Source organism: Polyangium sorediatum (genome assembly GCF_029946465.1).
GTDB lineage: Bacteria > Myxococcota_A > Polyangia > Polyangiales > Polyangiaceae > Polyangium > Polyangium fumosum.
In genome coordinates, this window is record NZ_JARZHI010000055.1 from 35,985 (window position 1) to 52,948 (window position 16,964).

Genomic DNA, 16,964 nt, shown 5'->3' on the forward strand with positions numbered 1-16,964 from the left:
CTAACCATGAAGCACCGAATCCACAGTGTTCTGGTCGGCGCGATGGGGCTCGCCAGCGCGGCATTCTTCGCGTTCTCCGGGGCCTCTTGCTCGCAGCCGACCATCCAATGCGTCGTCGGGCACGGACCGTACTTCGCGAAGTACCAGCTCGTCAGCGGTGACGAGGCGTGCCTCGGCCTGAAGGGCGAAGACATCGGCCTGTCGACGTATCTCGCGCCCAACGCGGACAAGTCGCTCGCCGATTACAACGCCCGCAGCATCGCGATCCAGTCGTCCAAGCTCGGGCTCCTGGCTCGCGACCGTGAGGGCGCGGGGTACGACATCGGGACGGACAAGCCGTATGCGTTCGGCGCGTACACGACCGACCCGGACGCGAACAACCTCTGCTACACGGGCGGCGCGAACGGCTCGGCGGCGATCGCGTCGGCGGACATGAACATCGAGGCGTTCGATACGGGCGAGGTGGATGACATGGGCAACCCTGTCATCCTCCCGGCCGAGCACCACCGGCAGGAGTGGAAGAACATCAAGGTGTACGTGACCGCAGCCGTGCCCGGCACGCAGGTCGTCGGCGACATGCGCTACGAGAACGTGCTGGCCGGATGCTCGGCCGAGTACAAGTTCATCGCGCTCTTCCCGTCGGTGTACTGCGGCAAGGACGTCCACGCCGACGACGACAACAACCCGGCCACCGACGCCGCCAACGACGACGACGATCCGAGCAAACCTGACACGCCGATCGGCGAAGAGCCGGACCCGGATGCCTGCCTGGCCGAGGCCGACCCGTCCAAGGGTCGCGCGCTCGGCTCCGGCATCAACCCGGACTTCCCGGTGCGTTGCGACCCGGAGACGCTGCACTGCATCCTCTCCGAGGATCCGCTCACCGGCAAGCCGTAGTCTCTCGTCCCCTTCCCCCTCCAGACACGCAACACGAGCCTCCCGCCGCGCTTCGCAGCACGGCGGGGGGCCTCGTTGTGTCCTGCCGACGCTGCGATTACCGCTTCGGGGTCGTGTTGCCCTCGCCGAGCGCCTCGGTGAGGCGGCGGCGCGCGTCCGCGAGCGAGGCCTCATTACGTTGCCCCGGGCCGAGCGCCTCGTGCCCCGCGACCTCCTCGCGCAGCGTGGCGATCTGCCCCTTTCGATCGCCCATCTTGGCCTGCAGATCCGCGCGTTGCTTGAGGTACGCGAGCCGCCGCGGCCCATACGAGAGCGCCACGGCGCGGCCATTCGCCGCGAGCGCGGCGTCGAGCCGCCCCATCTTCGCGAGCGCGCTCGAGAGCCGCGCCGGCGGATCGTACGACTTCGGCATCTCGCGCTCGCGCTGCTCCAGCATCCGCACGGCTTCTTCGCCGCGGCCGAGCGCCATGTACGAGATCGCCCGGCCGTAATCGTACGTCGCCGCGATCTCGGGCGACTTCGCCTCGGCCGCGGCCTTCTCCATGATCACGAGGCGTTTCTCGTGCGCCGCGCGCGCGCCGTCCGTGTCGCCGAGCTCGCTCTTCACGCCCGCGAGGATCGCGAGCGTGTCGGCGCGATCATCGACCGTGGACTCGGTCGGCGGCGACGCGACGAGCGCTTCGAGCTTCGTGATCGCCTTTCGCCGCGCGAGATCCTGCGTGGAGCTCTTCGCGAGCCGGCTCGCGCAGCTCAAGAGAACGGCCGCGAAATCGGCGGGTGCGGCGGCGCCGCGAATCTCGTCCACGTTCTCGGCGCCGAATCGCGCGCATCCATCGACGTCCCCGCTCCCGGCGAGCGAGGAGAGCTTTCCGGCGAGCACGTCGTCGCGGCGAGGCCAGCGCGCGTCGACCTTCGCGAGCAGCTCGTCATAAAGCGCGAGCGCTTTGCGATGATCGCCGGCCGCGCGCGCGGCGCTCGCCTGCGCCAGCGTGTAGAGCGGATCCGAGGGAGGCGCGGAGGCATCCATCACGCGCACCGCGTCCTCGACGAAGTTGCGCATCTCGCGCGCCGAGGCCGCGCCCGGCAAGTACGCGACGACGTCGCCTTTCGCGGGATCGATCACGAAGAACGTCGGCCAGAAGCTCATCTTGTATCGTTCGAGGAATGCGGCGCTCGAAGGGCGATCCGTGTCGATCGCCGCGAACACCACGCGATCGGCGAGCGGGCGGAGCGCCGGATCGACGAGCACGTAGTTCTTCATGCTGAGGCACGTGTGGCACCACGGCGCCCATGCATCGACGAAGAGCGCCTTCTTCTCGGCGCGCGCGCGCGCCATCGCGCCGTCGAGGTCGTCCTCGATGAACACGAGCGGCGGGGCGGGCGTGTCCTTTCCGGCGGACGCGCCTTCCGGCTTCGTGGGCTCGCCTGATTTCGCGCCGCCGTTCGTCCCGGCCGCGCCGTTCGTGGAGCCGACCTCGGCCGTGGTGGGTGCGTCGGGGCCGGGCGTCGGGGCGGCGCCGCATCCGGCGGTGAGGGCGACGAGGAGCGCGGGGAACAGGGAGCGAGGGCGGGCCATGCGGCCGAGTGTAGTGCCGAGCGGGCGCGTTCGCCCGAACGAGAGCGTGCTCGCCCCGGCGACGGATTGCGTTATGGTGGAGCCTTCATGAGCGAGCTCGAGGGCCGCTGCGGGAGTTGTGCGGCGTTCACGCGTCCGCGCGAGGACGCGCACCTCGGACGCGTGGGCGACTGCGCGCTCGAGATTTATCCCTCGCCGATCCGGCAGACGTCGACGTGCGCGCGATACCGGCCGAAGGGCGCCGCGGCGCCGCCGCCTCCGCCGCGCGCGGCGGGCGAGCCTCGCAGGGCGCGCTCCTCGGCGATCGAGCCGCGGCGGCGCGACGCGGAGGCCACGCGGCCTTCGCCGTCCGGGACCACGCAGGGCGCGCGGGTCGTGAATGCGGGCCCCTCGTTGCCCAGGGAGATCGACATCGACATGGATATCGACGAGTTCAGGCGGGTCTTGCGGGAGGTGCTTTCGGAGGAGCTCGGCCTCGGCCGCTCGGAGATGGGCGCGCGCTGGCAAGGCGGCGAGATCGTCCTCAAGCCGGGCAAGGCCGGCACGGCGGAGAAGCGCATCCCGCTCGACACGTTCTTTCACAAAATAGTGATGGTCCGGGACAAACTCCGCGTGCTCGAGGCCAAGCTCAACGCGCACGACGGGCTGCCCGACGCGGACAAGGTGCAGCTCCAGGCGTACATCACGGCCTGTTATGGCTCGCTCACGACGTTCAACGTCCTCTTCGCGGATCGCGAGGATTGGTTCACCGGCGCGGGCAAAGACGGCGACGGCTGAAGGACATCGAGAGGGACGGATGAAACGCTTGGCTTCTTCGTTCTCATGTGTGCTGGTCCTCCTCGCGGGCGCTTGCGCGAGCGAGGTGGACCCTGCGGATTCGGAGCCGACGGGGTACGCCGCGGGGGGCCCCTCGTGGAGCGGCCCGCTCGAAGCGCCCGTGCTCGAGGACGTGATCCCGATGTCGAAGGTCCTCCGTGTTCGCTGGAGCCTGGTTTCGCCCTGCGAAGAGGTCGAAGCCGAGCGGCGCACCGACGCAGAGACGTTCGCGCTCGCCTTCACCGCGGAGGGCACGGACACCGATCACGTCGACGAGGGCGCGAACGAGGATCAGGCCTACACGTACCGGCTGCGTTGCGTGCGCGGCGAGGAGACGTCGGCCTTCTCGAACACGCTCTCGGCGAACCCGTTCAGCGAGTGACCTCGTTCATCGCGGCGGCGGCCGGGACCTCCCCGGCAGCACGCTCGCGCGCGCGTTTGCGGGCAGAGGCGCGCGTCCCCGGGTGCGCCATGTCGCCGAGCGCGCGGCGGAGCGCCGCGGCCCAGTACGCGGCGAGCGCCGCGTCCTCCGTGAGGAAGACGTCCATCGGCCCGTGATCGCTGTTGATCTCCACGGCCACGAGGTCGTCGCGCCGAGGCGTCGACACGCCGCGGACCTCTTCCATCGCGATCGCCGCGCCGAGGCGCCCTTCCGGCAGCAAATCCACGGCCCCCGTGCGGCTCACCCACGGGGCGATGACGAACCGATCTCGGCCAGCCCAGAAGAGCGGCGCGGACAGGGCGCGGTAGCGACCCCCGAAACGCGCCACGCTCACGAACGCGTACCCGGTGAGCGTCACGAGCGCGGCGGCCGACGCGAAGCCGATCGTCAGGTTGCGATCCCCCGCGCGGAAGGCGCGCACCGCCTGGATCCACAGCGCGAGCGCGAGGGCAAGCAGGATCGAACCGAGGACGGTGTTGCGGCGGGCGTTCGTCCGCGGGCCCTGGTTCTCGTGATCCCGCAGCACGAGGCGCTCCCCTTCGAGGCGCAGGGCAAACCGCGCGAGCTTGCCGGCGGGGAGCACGGGCTCCTCGGGCTGGACATCCGGCGCGGCGGGCGCGGGCAGCGTGCCCTCGGCGGCTTCGAGTGGCGCGGCGAAGGCGCGGGCGAGCGGCGTCGCGGCCCGAACGACGCGGGCGCATGCGCGGTCTCCGTCGAGATCGACCGCGGCCGCGACGAGCAGGCGGCGCGGGGCGGCGCTTTTGTCCTCGCGTTCGAGCTCGACCCAGGCCGCGGCGAGGGTGCGGCGGTTCGTGCACGTGGTCGCGTCACAGCAGGGACGTTCCTCGGTGGTCACGACCAACCGGGCCACGCGGCCGGCGGTCGGGCGCTCCCCTTCGGCGAGGCGAAGCGGGGCGATGCGGACGTCGGCGCCGCCGAGGGTGCCGCGGATCCATACGGGCGCCTCGGGATCGGGCCCGTGACGGCTCGACACGCTGCCGAGGGGCGGCGCGGCGCGCAGGAGGAAGGGCGCCGAGGGGGGAAGGCGTTCGAGGGCGGCGGCGGCCGCGCCGGGGGCCACGAGGGCGTCGAGGGCAGGCTCGGACGTCTCGGCGCCGAGGGCAGACAGCGCGCGCGAGACGTCCGCATCGAGCTCCGATCGGGGGTGGAGCGGCATGGCCGGCCAGCCATGCCAGGGATCGGGAGAGGCGTAAAGTGTTGGAATTGGTGGCGTTCGGGGAGGGGGCTCAGCGCCGGCGGCGCCGGCGGGTGATCGCGGCGAGGCCGAGGCCGAGGGCGGCGAGGGCGCCGACCTTGCCGTGCTTGGCCTCGACGGAGCAGCCGCAGCCGCCGGGGTCCTCGATCCGGGGCCCCTCGGGCTCCTCTTCGCCCCAGCCGCCGCCTGCGCCCGCGCCGCCGGGGCATTTGATGGGGCACGATTTCGAGCAGAGGTTGCAGAGGCAACCCGCATACGCCTCGTAGGCCTCGACGCCGTCCGGAAATTGCATCTTGCAGGCGTCGAGGCAGGCCTTGTAGTCGGCGGGGGTCTTGGCGACGGGGCAGGACAGCTCGCAGTTGTAGATGCCGATGCACTGGCCATTGCAGCCCGTGGCGAGCGCCTTGCATTCGGTCTTCGCGGCGTTCACGCTGCACGCATTGCAGCTCGGGATGCCGGAGCCGGGGGGATAAAGTGTACAGACGCCGTCGATGTCGTCCTGCTCGATGCTCGCGATGGCATTGCCGCCATCGTAGAAGGGTTCCATCGTCGAGCCCGTGACGTCGGTATGGCCGAGGCCGAGGAAATGGCCTTGCTCGTGCGTGGCAATGGAGAGCGTATCGACGGGGCTACCGCCCATGCAATTGCCGTTCGGGTTCGTGGCGGAGTCGTACCAGCAGAATCCGACGTTGTTGAAGACGATGTCCGCGTCGGAGATGATCAAATTGCCGTCGCCGTCGGACGACCATACCGGCAGCGTGACGCCGATGACCGAGTCCACCGGTCCGAGCTCCAGCGGCCACGTGGCCGGCCGATTGATCCACATCAGGACGTTCTTGTTGTCGTTCGAATTCCACGTCCCGTCCGGCAGATCGCCGAGGAGCTGCGTCGCGAAATCGGTGCACTCGGGGGCCGCCCAGGAGCCGAACCCGTCGACGAGCCGCTGCTGCGCGGTCGCGGCAATCTCTGTCGGGAACGTGGACGCATTGACGTAGAACTTGACCGGCAAGATCCCCCATACCGGATACGGCGGGCCTTCGAGGCCCGTCCAGGCGCGCGCCTCGGTCGGCGCGGAGAGGATCCCGGCCGCAAATGCGGCGAGGAGGGCGGCCTTTCGGAGGGTCTTCATGTCACTTTCCTCCGGCGAGGCGGACCACGTCCGTCATGAGAGATTCGACCGCCTCGGGCTGCTCCACGTGGCCCGAGGGTTCGAGCTTCTTGCCGGCGTAACGGACGAGCTCGACGCCGTCGAGCTCGCGACGCGCCATTCCTTTGGCATCCACGTGGTACACGGAGAGCGCGAGCGCCGTGAAATACATTTTTCCTTTGTCGTCGCGACGCAGAAAGACCACCGCGTCCTCCCCCGCCTTGAGCGCGGCGTCACCGAGGACCTTCTGCGTCTTGCCCCGGTGTGTCCCGCCGAACTGCTGGACGACGACACGCCCCTCGGCTTTCCCCTTGAGGAGCTGCACCACGTCGAGCTCGGTGCGGGTCACGAGGCCCCGGCCATCCTCGGATTCGTCCGTGACCGCCTTCCTCACACGCACCCGGACCACGAGGTCCGAACGGTTGACGAGCTCCTCGCGCGAAAGGAAGAGCATGGTCGTCGCGTCCGCCACGGCGCTGACGCCGAGCAAGACGATGGCCGCGAGCGCGGCCAAATACTTTCTGAAGCTCATGAAGTGCCTCCTCGATCCGGGCCGCTTCGGCCTTTCGTTCCACCATGCCAAGCGTCGCTCGGCGTGTAAAGCGACCCCCACGCGCAGGGGCGTCCGTGTTCAGCGACGACCCAAATTTGATTTCCGACTGGAAAGCCAGCGCGCCCGGCGCGTCTCCGTCACGACGAAAATGGGTGGCGTTTCGAGCCCCGCAGGCTACCTCCGGCGTGTACCTTTCGGGCCTCTCTGAGGAGTCATCCATGAAACGTGCTTCGTTGCGATCGTTCTGCCTCGCCTCCCTCTTCGTCGTGGGCACCACGATCGCCGCCTGCGGAACGGACACCACGGGACTGTTTGCCTCCGGCGGCCAAGGGGCCGGCGCCTCGGGCGGCGCAGGCGGGCAAGGCGGCGCGGGCAACGGCGGCGCGGGTCAAGGTGGCGCAGGCAACGGCGGCGCGGGGCAAGGTGGCGCAGGCAACGGAGGCTCGGGGCAAGGCGGCGCAGGCAACGGAGGCGCGGGGCAAGGTGGCGCAGGCAACGGCCCATCGAGTTCGTCGAGCAGCACGCAAAGCTCATCGTCCGGGCCGATGCCCCCGGTCGTCATGGTCGCATGTGGCGACGTGGTCTGTCCCGTGAGCGGCCAGAGCGCATGCTGCTGGGACGACAGCAACTACAACGACCCGCCCCAGGGCGAGTGCGTGAGCGGCCCGGACGACAACGACAACTGCGCCACGGAGTTCGGCGGCAACGGCCAGCCTGGCTTCGAGTCGCGCATCGAATGCCAGCTCCCCGAGCACTGCCCCGCCGGCACGGTCTGCTGCGGCGACCTCACGCAGACGCAAGGCGGCAACTGGTATCCGCTCCTCCGTTGTGCCGCCACCTGTACGTACCCCCAGCAGCGCGTCATCTGCGACCCGCAAGCCCCCGACACGGACTGCCCCGTCATCCAGACCGGACAGGGCCCGGTGCAGATGACCTGCCAGCCGAGCACGATCCTCCCGGACGGCTACAACATCTGCCGTCCCTGAGCCCGCCCGTGTGGACCCCCAGCGCGTGTCGAGTATGGAAACATCGCACATCCCCCAACGTGCACATCCATACACGTGGCCCGGGGTGCGTTCGCGGGGGGGACCGCGAACTCGTGTTCACGGGACAAACCCGCGGCCCTCGCGCCGTGCGACGAACGGGGATATCCTAGGACCCGGAAGCGCCCGCTGGACCACGGAGCCAAGCGACCGCCTCCCTCTCGAGGAGCCCAGGAACCAGCCATGCAGAGTGGAAAGAGTCTGCGCTTGATGCCCGACCCGGCAGGCATCTCCGGCGATCCCGCGGCGGTGATCCCCCTGCTGGAGGAGATCGAAGCGCTGCCCGAGAGCGCCACCGGCGCGCTCGTCTTCGGCCCCCCGACGCAAGGCACGGTGCTCGTCGAGAACGGTCGAATCTGCTGGGCCGCGGCGTCCGGCATGGAACGTCGCCTCGCAGAGCTGCTCCGGGCCTACGCGGACGAACCCCCGGAGTCGAAGCGGATCGAGGACGTCTACAAGCGCTGCAAGCGCGACCAGATCCCAGTCGTCAAAGCCCTCGTCGACAGCGGGCTCGTATCCCTCGACGGCCTCAAAGAGGTGATCCGGCAGCACACGTCGGAGGCGCTGATCGCCCTCACACGCGAGCCGCTGCGAGAAGCGCCGAACTGGGCGCCGCACAAGCACCAAGGATACGACGCGAAGTTCACGTTCGATCCATGCGAGCTCATCGTGAGCGTGGGCGGCGTCTTCCACCCGGATCTCGCAGGGCGCGCGCGCCTCGACTTCGACGGGCTCCTGCGCTCGGGCGTGTACGCCGTGTCGTTTGCGCGCGCGCCGCAATCGAACACGCCGGTGCCGATCTACCGCTCCCCAGGCGCATACTTCACGCTCCGCCAGGTGATGTCGCTCGGCCGGTGGGCGTTCTCCGCGCTCGACGTCTGCAACGCCTACAGCGCACGGGCGAGGATCGCAGCCACCCTCGTCGAGCCAGGCGAGTACCTCGTGGCCTGGCAGTCGCGCGGCGTCGTGAGCGTGGCGCAGTGCGAAGACTCGATGAGCTTCGCGTTCATCGTGGGCAAACGCGCACGCGCAACTTCCTGACGCGCAACTTCTCGACGGATAGCGCCGGGGTTTCACCCCGGACCCGACGAGGGGTTGTCCACCCCTCGACCCGGACCAGGGCACGGCCCTGGACCGCAGGTGCATCGACCGCGATGCGGTCGATGCAAAGGTGCGTCAGCAACCCCCTCTCAGGGTGAAGGATCCAGTTCCAGTTCGAGCTCGGGTGGAACGGGCTGCGGTGGCAGCGGAACCGAGACGCGCACGCCGTCATGCACCGGAACGACGACCGGCAAGGCCGCTCGCTGGGAAGGTGCGTCGCGCTCGGCGACAGTGCGCGCAGCGACGACGCGTTGCGGCGACAGCGAGTCGTTGAAGAGACAAACGTCGAGGGCCGCGGACGTCGGCTTGATGTCACACGCGACGACCGGACGCGCGGCACGCGTAATCCGCGCGAGGACGCTCTCCTCATCGGAGCTCGACGGGCCCAGCGAGGCGAGCACGTCGAGGGCGCGCGGATCCCGGTGGTACGCGAGCATCTTCGCCGCGTGGATGCGCACCACACGCTGGCGCGCGCGCGAGAGTTCGAAGAACGCATCCGGGGACGCAGGCTCGCGGCCCGCTTCGAGGAGGCCAAGGCGCGGCGGATCGATGCGCATCTCGGTGCCCGGCGCCTTGAGGTGCCACTTGATCGCGCGGCCCGGGGCGAGCGGCCTTCCCCAGTAGAGCCCACGATCGGTGGCGCCCACACGGCGGTTCTGATCGTCGCGGCGAGCAAACGTGACGAGAACGCTGACGTCACGCAGTTGCTTCCCGCCATTGTTCACGACCGAAAGATCGAAGTCGTACCCACGTCGCTCCGAAGGAACCACGCGGCCGGAGCCATCTTCAGGTCGCGACGCGAGCAGGACTTCGAGCACCGGGAGCCCCTCGTTCCACAAAGGGGACGCGGCACGCGCGCACACACAACGAGGGAGGCGTTGTTCGCCGGAAGGTGCGTCCACGGGAGAAGGCGCGGGAAACGCAGAGCCGAGGCCTGGAACGAGGAGCGGCACGTGCGGCGCGACGGCCGCGGGCTCGGGGGGTTTGCCGTAACGCTGGAAGAACGAGATGCCGAGCACGGAGAGCGCGGCCACGAGCGCGACGAGGAGCGGCGCGCGCGCCCACGCAGGGAGCGACGCCTCGGGGACGGGCGGCGCGGGCGGCGGGGCGAAGGGTGCGGTCGCGACAGGGACGAACCCGAGGCGCTGGCATAGCGCGACCTCGAACGTCTCCGCGAGGCGATCGGAGCCAGGCCCGCCCCAGGTGGCGAACCGAAGGAGCTCCCGCAAGAGGAGCCAACCTCCCGTCGCAACGACGACTCCAACCGCGAGCCGACCGAGCCAGCCCGTTACGAGTGGTGCGGGCGAAGCGAGCGCTGCGAGTAGGCCGAGCGGTCCGGGCAGCATCACGACGGCGAGCGCCGCTCGCCTCCGCGCCTCGTACGCGCGGGCGAGGGCCTCGCGTGGATCGTACGTGAAGCGCGCGAGCGTGAAGCGCGTGTAAGGCGCGGCGATCGAGGGATCGAGCGCGAGGCAGAGCGCGCGGCCACGCCGCACGAGGCCACGGATCGCCGTGTACGGCACGCGCATCTCCACGGCCTCCGCGACGCTGCCCGGCACGAAGCCGCTGCGAAAGCCGGCCGCGCGCACGAGCTCGATCTCGAGGACGTCGGGCAAGAGCGTCAAGCGGACGGCGCCCACCGCGTTCGCACCTTCGGCCGCGAGGGCGAGGGCTCCAACGGTGAACGTGCCTGCCATGCGTCAAGCCTCCGCCGCAAGGGCCATGTCCGACGCGGGCCTCTCGAAGAGCGCGCGGAGGACACGCCCCGTCGCGGTCGCGCGCCGCGCCACGACCTCGGGAGCTCCTTCGGCCACGACACGACCGCCGCCCTTGCCGCCTTCGGGTCCGAGCTCGATCACGTGATCGGCGGCCGCGATCACGGCGGGGTGATGCTCGATGATCAGGAGCGAGTGCCCGCGCTGCACGAGGCGATCGAGGACGGCCACGAGGCGCGCGACGTCGGAGAGGTGCAGACCCGTGGTGGGCTCGTCGAGCACGTAAAGCGTGGGCTTGGCGCGCGTGCCGCTGCAAAGCTCGTCCGCCAGCTTGAGGCGTTGCGCTTCGCCGCCCGAGAGCGTGTGCGAGCCCTGGCCGAGCCGCAGATACCCCACGCCGAGATCACACATCGTGGCGAGCGGCTCGCGGATCTTCGAGTGCGCCGCGAAGAGCTCGGCCGCCTCCTCGGCCGTACGGAGCAGGACATCGCCGATCGACATGCCGAGGTAACGTACGTCGAGCGTGGCCGGCTCGAAACGTGTTCCGCCGCAAGCCTCGCAGGTCGTCACGACGTCGGGCAAGAAAGACATCTCGTGCGAGATGACCCCCTGCCCTTCGCACACCTCGCAACGACCGCCCTTCGCCGTGTTGAACGAGAACCGCGCGGGGTCGTAGCCGCGCATCTTCGCGTCGGGCGTCGCGGCGAAGAGCTTGCGGACCTCGTCCCATACGCCGAGGAAGGTGGCGGGGATGGAGCGCGGCGTGCGGCCGATGGGAGATTGATCCACGGCGACGGCGCGCGCGAGCGAGGGCGGCAGGTGAAGCGCATCGTGCGGACCGGGATCGGGCCCCGCGAGGCCGAGGGCGCGCCGCACCGCCGGGTAGAGCACGTGCCGAACGAGCGTGCTCTTGCCGGACCCGGAGACACCGGCGACGACGGTCATGCGTCCGAGCGGAACACGCAGCGCGTCCACGCGGAGGTTGTGCGCGCGCGCGCCCTCGACCTCCAGGAACGCGTCGGCAGGGCCGAGCCGCACGCGGGCCGAGGCGAGCGCGCGCTCGCCGGAGAGCGCCTTCGCAGTGGGCGAGTTTGCCGTGCGTAACACCTCCGACGGCGTTCCTTGGGCCACGATGCGACCGCCGCCGCGACCCCCCGTGGGACCGAGATCGATGAGGTAATCGGCAGCGCGGATGGTGTCCGCGTCGTGCTCGACCATGAGCACGGTGCTGCCCATCCCGGCGAGCTTGCGCAGGTTGTCGAGCAGCCGATGCGTGTCGCGCGGGTGCAGGCCGATCGTGGGTTCGTCGAGCACGTAGAGCGCGCCCGTGAGCCCGCTGCCGAGCTGCGCGGCGAGCCGGAGCCGCTGCATCTCGCCGCCGGAGAGCGTGGCGGCGCGGCGATCGAGCGCGAGGTAGCCGAGCCCGACCTCCTCGACGAACGCGAGCCGCCGCGCGAGCTCGCGGTGCGGCGCCTCTGCGATGAGCGCGCGCTCTCCGTCGAAGCGGAGCGTCTTCGCCCAGCGCACGGCCTCGGACACCGAGCGCGCAGTCGCCTCGTGGTACCGGTCCCCCGCGAGGCGCACCGAGCGCGGGACAGGGGCGAGCCGCGAGCCGCCGCACGCCGTGCACGGCTCGTTCGAGGCATCCGTGGGATCGGCGTCCTCGCTCCCGCCGAGCACGCCCGTCCCCTCGCAGGCCTCGCAGCGGCCTTGCTTGGTGTTGAACGAGAACCAGCGCGGATCGAGCTCGGGGACGCCCGCGCCGCAGCGAGGGCAGGTGCGCGTGGTGGAGAGCAGCTCTTCCTGGCCACGCGCATTGACGAGCTTGAGCGAGCCCTTGCCGAAGGTGAGCGCGCGGTCGAACGTGGCGCGGTCGAGCGCGTCGAGTTTGCCCTCGTGCATCACGAGATCGATCGAGTGCTCGCGCCGTTTGTCGAGGCGCGGCGGGTCATCGGTGCTCGCCCGCGCGCCGTCGACGATCGCGTCCGTGATGCCCGCGCGCGCCGCCGCCGTGAAGACGTCGAGGTACGTGCCCTTGCGCGCGACGACCGCGGGCGCGAGCAACGTGCGCGCGCCCCGCGTGGCGAGCAGCGCGCGATACACCTCGTCGGGCGCGCGCGCGGTGATGGGGACGTCGCACGTCGGGCAGTGCGGCTCGCCCACCTTGGCGAAGAGAAGCCGCAGGTAGTGGGCGATCTCCGTGACGGTCGCGACCGTCGAGTTCGACCCCGAGCGCGTCGTGCGCTGTTCGAGCGCGATCGCAGGCGGCACGCCCGTCACGCGATCGACATCGGGGCGCGGCATCGACGGGAGGAACTGGCGCGCATACGGCGTGAGCGTCTCCAGGAAGCGCCGCTGCCCCTCGGCGAACACGACGTCGAACGCGAGCGTGCTCTTGCCCGATCCGCTCGGCCCCGTGACGACGACGATCTGGCCGTGCGGGATCGACGTGCAGACCTCGGCGAGGTTGTGCTCACGCGCATGGACGATCTCGATCGCCGACGGCGCGGGCGGATAGGCCGGTGTTGCGCGGCGCGACGCGTCTCCGTTTGCCTTGCCCTTTCGCCGCGACGACGAGGGCGGCGACGAGGGTCTCGCGAGGTGCGCTGCGAGCGCGTGTCCCGTGCGCGTGTTCGTGCGCGCGACCTCCTCGGCTGTCCCCTCGGCGACGATCTGCCCGCCGTCGCTGCCCGCACCGGGGCCGAGATCCACGACCCAGTCGGCGGCCGCGATCACGTCGAGATCGTGATCGACGACGATGACGCTTCCGCCGCCGCGCACGAGATCCCGCAGGGCCTGGTTGAGCAGCAGCACCTCCTCCGCGTGCAGGCCCGCGCTCGGCTCGTCGAGCAGAAAGAGCGCGCCCGCCGTCCGTTCGCCGAGGGCGCGCGCGAGCTTGAGCCGCTGCGCCTCACCGCCGGAGAGCGTCGAGAGGGGCTGGCCCAGCGTGAGGTACCCGAGACCAAGGCGCGCGAGCGGCCCGAGCGCGCGCACGATCGCAGGCTCGCGCGCGAAGACCTCGAGCGCCTCGTCGATCGACAACGCGAGCACGTCGGCCACGGAGCGCCCGTCGAGCTTGACCTGGAGCACCTCGTCACGAAATCGTTTTCCTTGACAAACGGGGCATGTCAACGAAACGTCGGCGAGGAACTGCATCTCGATCGTCTCGGCGCCCTCTCCCGCGCACGACTCGCAGCGCCCGAGCGCCACGTTGAACGAGAAGTGCCCCGCCGTGAGCTGCCGCGCCGCGGCCTCGGGCTCCGCGGCGAACTTCTGGCGGATGCGGTTCCACGCGCCCGTGTACGTCGCGGGGTTGCCGCGCGAGGTGCGCCCGAGCGGCGCTTGATCGACGAGCGTGACGACCTTGATCCCGCTCGTGCCTTCGATCTTCTTGTGCGCGCCCGCGGGCTCGATGTCCTTGTAGCCGCGTGCCCGCGCGAGGGCGCGGTAGAGCACGTCCTCCACGAGCGTGCTCTTGCCCGAGCCGCTCGCGCCCGTCACGCACACGACCTGCCCGAGCGGCATGCGCACGCTGACGTCCTTCAAATTGTTCGCGCGCGCGTCCACGATGGAGATCGATCCGCGTGGCGCAGGCCGCTCGTCCGCCGAAGCGACGCTCGCCGCGCCGCGCGCGAGGGCGCGTCCGGTCGGCAAATCGCCGCGTCGCGCGAGCTCCGTCGGCGCGCCGTCGAACACCACGCGCCCGCCTTGTTTGCCCGCGCCGGGCCCGAGCTCGACCACGCGATCCGAGGCCCGGATCACGAGCGGCTCGTGCTCGATGACGACCACCACGTTGCCGCGCGCTGCGAGCTCACGCATCGCCTCGATGAGCGGCGGCACGTCGCTCGGATGCAGCCCCACCGTCGGCTCGTCGAGCACGAAGAGCGCGCCCGTCAGCGACGTCCCGAGCGCGCCCGTCAGCGTCACGCGTTGCGCCTCGCCGCCCGAGAGCGTGCGCGCTTGTCGATCGAGCGTCAGGTACCCGAGCCCCACGCGCTCCAGGTACGAGAGCCGCTGCGCGAGCTCCTTCCGCGCGATCTCGCCCTGCCCCGTCGTCGCCTTCAACCGATCCAGGAGCGCCCGCGCCTCGCGCAATTCGAGCCCGTGCCAGCTCGCGAGATCGAGCCCGCCCACGCGGTAGAGCAAGGACTCGGGCGACAAGCGCTTGCCGTCGCACGTCGCGCACGGATCGTAGGAGCGGTACCGCGCGAGCAACACGCGGATGTGCATCTTGTACGTGCGCGTCTCCAGCCACTTGAACCACGCGCGCACGCCCGGGTACTTCCCGCCGTGGAAGCTGCCCTCGCCGTCGAGCACCTGCGCGCGCTGCGCCTCCGTGAGCTCCTTCCACGGCACGTCGAGCGGGATGCCCTTCTTCTCGCAGAACTTCCGCAGGACCTTCCGCTCCCACGACGTGCTCGACCCCGTCCACGGCCGGATCGCGCCGCCTTCGAGGGTCTTCTCCTCGTCGGGGATGACCTTGCCCCAGTCGACGCCGATCGTCCGGCCAAACCCCCGGCATCCCGGGCACGCGCCGATCGGCGACTGGTACGAGAACAGGCCCGGCCGCGCGGCGTCGAAGCTCCGCGCACATGACGGGCAGGCGAGCCCACGCGGCACGAGCACACGCCGCCCGGTCCCACTCGTGCCCGACGCGCCCACGTACAAGGCCACGCCGCCCTCGGCCCGTTGCCACGCCTCCTCGATGGCCGAGCCGAGGCGCCGCGCGTCGCGCGCCCCGATCTTCACGCGATCGACGATCACCTCGACCCCACCGCCTGCGCCGAGCGCGTCGCTCGGGCCGACCTCGTCGATGTCGCGCACCTCGCCGCGCACGAGCAGACGCCGGTAGCCCGCTTCGAGCAGCGTCTCGCGCACGTCGAGCAGCTCCTCGGTGCCGGCCACGGGCACGCGGTACGTCACGAGCGCGGTCGCGCCGTCGTGGCTCTCGACGGCCTTCGACGCGGCCGTCACCGCGTCGACGCGTGTCGCCGGGATCTGGCACGTCGGGCACACGGGCGTCGCCTCGCGGGCGAACACGGCCGACAGGTACGGCTCGAGGTCGGCCATCGTGGCCACCGTGGAGCGCGAGCTCTTCACGGGGGCGCGGCGATCGACCGCCACGCCCGCGGCGACCGGATCGAGCTCGTCGATGGGCGGCCGTTCGAGCCGCTCCAGGAACTGCCGCGCGTAGGGGCTGAAGCTCTCGACGAAACGCCGTTGCCCCTCCGAGTAGAGCGTATCGAGCGCGAGGGAGGATTTTCCGGCGCCCGACACGCCCGTGAAGCAAACGAGCTGCCCGGGCACGAGCTCGAGGTCGATCCCCTGGAGGTTGTGGGTACGCGCGCCGCGGATGCGGATGGGTTGCATGGCTTCGCTCTCTGCGGTGAGGGGTGATGCGGAGACGACTCGGACCGAGGCGCGGGCGTACTAGCACGGCGCGCGAGTTTGTCGCGGAACGGATGCTCGTCGACCTATGGACGCAGGACGCACGGCGCGCTAGCCCTAACCGTGCGCCTGCCTGGAGAGCGGCTCTTCGGGCGGCGCTCGGCCGTAGCGACAGCGATCAAGGGTGTCAACGACGTGAGCGGGAAAGAAGCGAGCGACGAGAAGCTCATCGTGCGAAACCGGAGGGCCGGCTTCGAGTACGAGCTCGGCGAGCGCTTCGAAGCCGGGTTGGTGCTCATCGGCAGCGAGGTCAAGATGCTGCGCGACGGCAAGGCGGACCTCTCCGACGCGTGGTGCACGATCACGAACGGCGAGGCGTTCCTGCACGGCATGTTGATCCCGGAGATGCCGGGCGCCGCGTTCGGGCACGTCGCGAAACGGACGCGCAAGCTCCTCTTGCACGACACGGAGATCGATCAGATCCGCAAGGCCGTGGAGCGCGAGGGCATGACGGTCGCCGCCACACGGCTCTACTTCAAGAAGGGCCGCGCGAAGGTCGAGCTCGCGCTGGCGAAGGGCAAGAAGCAGGCGGACAAACGCGAGACGGTCAAGCAACGCGAGGCCGAACGGGAAGCCCGCGCCGCGATGGGCCGAGGCCGCCGAGGGGAGTGAACATGCCGCACATGAAGCTCCAGAGAGGTGGCTCGGCCGATCTCGTCGCCCTCGACGGCGATCGGGTGAGCCTTCGATCGACCGAAGCCTTCGCGCCGGGAGCGCCGCTCGCCGGCCACCTGGAGACGACCTCGCTCGTGCGCGTGAAGGTGCATCGCAGCCGAAAGCAGGGCGACGCCTTCCTGGTCGAAGGCCGCCTCGTCGACGCGACACGACGCCTTCGCGAAGAACTCTCCGCCCTGCTCGTTTCGTCGGCCGGCGGGAGCTCGGGCGACGCGGGCTCACCGTAACCGTCACCGCCCCCTCCTGGATCCACGCCGTCGCCATGCGCCTCGGGGTCGGGGTTTTTCGCGCCCACCGCGCGGATGTATTCCAGACCCATGAACAAATGTAAAGCC

General features: G+C 70.4%; 13 protein-coding genes. 7 read left to right on the forward strand and 6 right to left on the reverse strand.

Translation table 11 applies throughout. From position 1 onward, the window contains the following. The first annotated feature begins 6 nt into the window (after positions 1–6). Positions 7–897 carry a hypothetical protein gene (locus tag QHF89_RS37525; RefSeq protein ID WP_136972208.1) on the forward strand — a complete coding sequence of 297 codons (891 nt, stop codon included), beginning with the start codon at positions 7–9 and terminating at the stop codon, positions 895–897. A 97-nt stretch (positions 898–994) separates the two neighbouring features. On the opposite strand, the gene QHF89_RS37530 is transcribed toward QHF89_RS37525, so the two are convergent. Next, positions 995–2,473: a thioredoxin family protein gene (locus tag QHF89_RS37530; protein ID WP_136972207.1), complete on the reverse strand. Its 1,479-nt coding sequence runs from the start codon at positions 2,471–2,473 to the stop codon at positions 995–997. 87 nt (positions 2,474–2,560) lie between these two features. On the opposite strand from QHF89_RS37530, the gene QHF89_RS37535 reads away from it, so the two are divergent. Both QHF89_RS37535 and QHF89_RS37540 read left to right on the forward strand, forming a co-directional pair. Next, complete coding sequence (locus tag QHF89_RS37535; RefSeq protein ID WP_136972206.1) at positions 2,561–3,250, forward strand: hypothetical protein; 690 nt, start codon at positions 2,561–2,563, stop codon at positions 3,248–3,250. 19 nt (positions 3,251–3,269) lie between these two features. Next, positions 3,270–3,671 carry a hypothetical protein gene (locus QHF89_RS37540; RefSeq protein ID WP_136927826.1) on the forward strand — a complete coding sequence of 134 codons (402 nt, stop codon included), beginning with the start codon at positions 3,270–3,272 and terminating at the stop codon, positions 3,669–3,671. Here the strand turns inward: QHF89_RS37540 and QHF89_RS37545 are convergent. The 3 genes from QHF89_RS37545 to QHF89_RS37555 form a co-directional block, all read right to left on the reverse strand. Further along, entirely contained in the window at positions 3,661–4,908 is a 1,248-nt protein-coding gene (locus QHF89_RS37545) for a hypothetical protein (RefSeq protein ID WP_136972205.1), read from the reverse strand. The genes QHF89_RS37540 and QHF89_RS37545 overlap by 11 nt on opposite strands. 70 nt (positions 4,909–4,978) lie before the next feature. Next, positions 4,979–6,076 (reverse strand): matrixin family metalloprotease, encoded by a 1,098-nt coding sequence (locus QHF89_RS37550; RefSeq protein ID WP_136928004.1) that lies wholly within the window; start codon positions 6,074–6,076, stop codon positions 4,979–4,981. A gap of 1 nt (position 6,077) precedes the next feature. Continuing rightward, a complete protein-coding gene (locus QHF89_RS37555; protein WP_136927828.1) occupies positions 6,078–6,626 on the reverse strand; it encodes a hypothetical protein in 549 nt (182 codons plus the stop codon). 239 nt (positions 6,627–6,865) lie between these two features. On the opposite strand from QHF89_RS37555, the gene QHF89_RS37560 reads away from it, so the two are divergent. Then, positions 6,866–7,633 carry a hypothetical protein gene (locus tag QHF89_RS37560; RefSeq protein WP_284721431.1) on the forward strand — a complete coding sequence of 256 codons (768 nt, stop codon included), beginning with the start codon at positions 6,866–6,868 and terminating at the stop codon, positions 7,631–7,633. Positions 7,634–7,873: 240 nt separating this feature from the next. After that, positions 7,874–8,731, forward strand: coding sequence for a hypothetical protein (locus QHF89_RS37565; RefSeq protein ID WP_136972204.1), 858 nt, complete (start codon positions 7,874–7,876; stop codon positions 8,729–8,731). Between the two features lie 149 nt (positions 8,732–8,880). Here QHF89_RS37565 and QHF89_RS37570 read toward each other — a convergent pair whose 3' ends face one another. Together QHF89_RS37570 and uvrA are read right to left on the reverse strand one after the other, a co-directional pair. Then, positions 8,881–10,488 (reverse strand): hypothetical protein, encoded by a 1,608-nt coding sequence (locus QHF89_RS37570; protein ID WP_136972203.1) that lies wholly within the window; start codon positions 10,486–10,488, stop codon positions 8,881–8,883. Between the two features lie 3 nt (positions 10,489–10,491). Then, on the reverse strand, positions 10,492–15,876 hold the full coding sequence (gene uvrA / locus QHF89_RS37575; protein WP_136972202.1) for an excinuclease ABC subunit UvrA: 5,385 nt from the start codon (positions 15,874–15,876) through the stop codon (positions 10,492–10,494). Between the two features lie 213 nt (positions 15,877–16,089). Between uvrA and smpB the strand changes: the two genes are divergently transcribed. Next, a complete protein-coding gene (gene smpB, locus QHF89_RS37580) occupies positions 16,090–16,566 on the forward strand; it encodes an SsrA-binding protein SmpB (protein ID WP_136927832.1) in 477 nt (158 codons plus the stop codon). A gap of 11 nt (positions 16,567–16,577) precedes the next feature. Beyond that, complete coding sequence (locus tag QHF89_RS37585) at positions 16,578–16,856, forward strand: hypothetical protein (RefSeq protein WP_232379385.1); 279 nt, start codon at positions 16,578–16,580, stop codon at positions 16,854–16,856. Positions 16,857–16,964: the final 108 nt, after the last annotated feature.

Excerpts from the sequence above, each read along its gene's own strand:
- QHF89_RS37535 (WP_136972206.1), top strand. The coding sequence starts at position 2,561 with ATGAGCGAGCTCGAGGGCCGCTGCGGGAGTTGTGCGGCGTTCACGCGT.
- QHF89_RS37540 (WP_136927826.1), top strand. The coding sequence starts at position 3,270 with ATGAAACGCTTGGCTTCTTCGTTCTCATGTGTGCTGGTCCTCCTCGCG.
- QHF89_RS37525 (WP_136972208.1), top strand. The coding sequence starts at position 7 with ATGAAGCACCGAATCCACAGTGTTCTGGTCGGCGCGATGGGGCTCGCC.
- QHF89_RS37550 (WP_136928004.1), bottom strand. The coding sequence starts at position 6,076 with ATGAAGACCCTCCGAAAGGCCGCCCTCCTCGCCGCATTTGCGGCCGGG.
- QHF89_RS37560 (WP_284721431.1), top strand. The coding sequence starts at position 6,866 with ATGAAACGTGCTTCGTTGCGATCGTTCTGCCTCGCCTCCCTCTTCGTC.
- QHF89_RS37545 (WP_136972205.1), bottom strand. The coding sequence starts at position 4,908 with ATGCCGCTCCACCCCCGATCGGAGCTCGATGCGGACGTCTCGCGCGCG.
- QHF89_RS37570 (WP_136972203.1), bottom strand. The coding sequence starts at position 10,488 with ATGGCAGGCACGTTCACCGTTGGAGCCCTCGCCCTCGCGGCCGAAGGT.
- QHF89_RS37565 (WP_136972204.1), top strand. The coding sequence starts at position 7,874 with ATGCAGAGTGGAAAGAGTCTGCGCTTGATGCCCGACCCGGCAGGCATC.
- uvrA (WP_136972202.1), bottom strand. The coding sequence starts at position 15,876 with ATGCAACCCATCCGCATCCGCGGCGCGCGTACCCACAACCTCCAGGGG.
- QHF89_RS37530 (WP_136972207.1), bottom strand. The coding sequence starts at position 2,473 with ATGGCCCGCCCTCGCTCCCTGTTCCCCGCGCTCCTCGTCGCCCTCACC.
- QHF89_RS37555 (WP_136927828.1), bottom strand. The coding sequence starts at position 6,626 with ATGAGCTTCAGAAAGTATTTGGCCGCGCTCGCGGCCATCGTCTTGCTC.
- QHF89_RS37585 (WP_232379385.1), top strand. The coding sequence starts at position 16,578 with ATGAAGCTCCAGAGAGGTGGCTCGGCCGATCTCGTCGCCCTCGACGGC.